At 54.2% G+C, this 2487-nt stretch carries 2 protein-coding genes; both read left to right on the forward strand.

Annotation, left to right across the window (positions count from 1 at the left end; all coding sequences use genetic code 11):
* Positions 1-918: SusD/RagB family nutrient-binding outer membrane lipoprotein (locus VIM87_RS19380; protein WP_331998595.1), on the forward strand; the 918-nt coding region annotated here is incomplete at its 5' end.
* Between the two features lie 14 nt (positions 919-932).
* On the forward strand, positions 933-2487 hold a 1555-nt coding region (locus tag VIM87_RS19385), incomplete at its 3' end, for an alpha/beta hydrolase family protein (RefSeq protein ID WP_331998596.1).

Genomic DNA, 2487 nt, shown 5'->3' on the forward strand with positions numbered 1-2487 from the left:
GCCTTACGCATCTCCAACGTGGCGCCGGATCTTGCCAGGCAACAGGCCGAAGCCGCCGTTACTTCCGGGGTGATGACCCTTAGCAGTGAATCTGCTTATATTAAACGTTCCCTGAACGGGGATGATGCCAATGGCCTTGCATTTAATGCCGCGAATGCGGAATTTAGTATGAGTTCCACCATGGCCTCGTACCTGAAAGGGTATGCAGATCCGCGTTTGCCGGTATACTTTCAGCCGGCAGTGGCTACCGGGCAGTTCAAAGGCTTACGCAACGGTTCTTCCGCAACAGCCATTAACCTGCCGGGTAACAGGCCCGCACAAACGTCGAACATAGGGCCCCGCTGGGTTACCTGGAACCCCGCAGCAGGCGCCTGGGTGGCTAATTCCACGGTTACACAGCCGGTGCTGCATGCGGCAGAAGCCTATTTCCTGCGGGCGGAGGGTGCGCTGAATGGCTGGAACATGGGCGGCACTGCACAGGAATTGTATGAAAAAGGGATCACGGTAAGCATGGAAGAATGGGGTATTACAGATGCCACTGTTATTAATAACTATATACAATCAGCCGCTGTACCGGTAGCGCCGGGCGATGAAGCCAATTCGCCCGCAGTAGCCGCTACGCCGGTTAAATGGGCTGCCGGTACGGCAGTACAGCGTGCGCAGATAGGTACACAGAAATGGTTATGCCTTTATCCGGATGGGGTAGAGGCCTGGGCTGAGTTCCGCCGCAGCGGTTACCCGGTAATGTACCCGCTGTTACAATCTGATAATGCAGACCTGCCCGTGGGCACCTTTATAAAACGTCTGCCTTATTCATCAGTAGATGCAGCTACCAATGGCGTGGAGCTGAAGAAAGCCCAGGATATGCTGAACGGGCCGGATAATGCTGCTACCCGTTTATGGTGGGATGTGAATTAAAACTTTATATGAAAATGCGTGTATTCCTGATAGTGATGGTTTGCTTATTATCAATGCCGGCTGGCGTTTTTGCACAAACAAAAGACCCGTCTGACCTTGTTGCGGCGGAGCTGAAAGCCCGCGCAGCATTGCAGAACCGCCTGTTCCCGCTGCCGGATAACCTGGCGGCATGGGAAAAAGAGCGGGCTATGCTCACAGCAAATATTCAGCGGCATGGTAACATTTATATTGATCACCGGCTGCCGCTGCAGATGAAGGAAACCGGCCGCCGCCAGCTAAAAGGTTATTCCGTACGTAACATCTGGTTCCAGACCAGACCGGGCGTGTATGCTACCGCTAACCTGTACGTACCGGATGGGAAGGGGCCTTTTCCGGCCCTGATCAATATGCACGGCCACTGGCCGGATGGAAAGGCTGGTGAAATGGTGCAGTCCTGCGCACACACGCTGGCCCTGCACGGTTATGTATGTTTGAATATAGATGCCTGGGGCTCCGGTGAGCGCACTACGGAGCATGGCGTGGCAGAATATCACGGCGCTAACCTGGGCGCATCTTTGCTGAATATTGGCGAAACATTGCTGGGCAGCCAGGTAGCAGATAATATACGCGGGGTGGACCTGCTATGTTCCTTACCGTATGTGGATAGCACCAGAATAGGCGCTACCGGCGCCAGCGGCGGCGGTAACCAAACCATGTGGCTATCGGCTATGGATACACGTATAAAAGCAGCCATGCCGGTAGTGAGCGTAGGCACCTTTGAATCTTACATCATGAACTCCAACTGCGTATGCGAGCTGCTGCCCGGCGGGTTCACCTTCACGGAAGAAGCAGGCGTGCTGGGCCTGACAGCGCCCCGCGCTTTAAAAATATGCAGCGCCCTGAAAGATGCCAGCGCTACATTTAAACCGGCAGAAATGCTGCGCAGCTATGAGAATGTACGCAGCATTTACGAGCTGTATCATGCACCCGGTGCACTGGCATACCAGCTGTTTGATACCACGCACGGCTACTGGCCGGAAATGCGCAGCGCCCTGTTAGGCTGGATGGACCTGCACCTGAAAGGTAAAGGGGATGGTACGCCCATTGCAGAAACGCCCTTTACTTTACTACCTGCACAGCAGCTGCAGGTATTCCCCGGTGGCCAGCGTAACCCGCTGGTAACGGGCATTGCAGCCTATTGCAAACAGCAGGGGAATAAGCTAAGGCCGGCAGTAACAGATACGGCTGAAAAAAGAAAAGCATTAAAGGCGGTTTTAGGTTTGATTGACGGCCCGGAGATGAAAGAAGCACATACTTATGCTCCGCAGCAGCAATGGGAAAAGGTAACACTGGAAACGACAGAAGGCCAGCTGATACCCTTATCGCTGTTGCCTGCCGCCGGATCGCACAGGTATCTGCTGCTTCTTTCATCAAAGGGAAAAGACAGCATACCCGCAGCGCTTTTACAAAAATACCAGGGCGCCAATATTATACTGGCCGACCTGTGGGGCATTGGTGAATGTTCATCCGCCAGCGCAGACAGAACAGACGGGCGCTTACCGCGCTTTCATACACTGGCCCGCTCTGCCA

Origin of the sequence: Chitinophaga sp., assembly GCF_036569125.1 — a bacterium.
Classification (GTDB): domain Bacteria; phylum Bacteroidota; class Bacteroidia; order Chitinophagales; family Chitinophagaceae; genus Chitinophaga.